At 38.6% G+C, this 259-nt stretch carries 1 protein-coding gene; it reads right to left on the minus strand.

From position 1 onward, the window contains the following. The coding region (locus ACLUWI_RS10490) for a helix-turn-helix domain-containing protein (RefSeq protein WP_412147258.1) at positions 1–139 on the minus strand (139 nt) is incomplete at its 3' end. Positions 140–259: the final 120 nt, after the last annotated feature.

Below are 259 nucleotides of genomic sequence, written 5' to 3' on the forward strand. Positions count from 1 at the left end.
CATGGTATTTGCGAACCCATGAGTAGACACGCTGATAGCTTACATTAAACTGAATTGTTGCTCCTTGGTAGTCATTGTCATGGTCCAAGACCCACTGTACGATTTTGCATTTCTCTTCAAAACTAACTTTTCGACCCATTTTTCTGACTCGCTTTCTTGACTTAGTCTTTAGTTCATCATTATTGTACTGGATCGACCACTGTTTTAGTTGAGAGAGGCTACGAATATCATACTTTTCAATGATTTTTTCACCTGGGAA

The sequence above is a fragment of the Limosilactobacillus mucosae genome, assembly GCF_046939755.1.
In the GTDB taxonomy this organism is placed as follows: Bacteria; Bacillota; Bacilli; order Lactobacillales; family Lactobacillaceae; genus Limosilactobacillus; species Limosilactobacillus mucosae_A.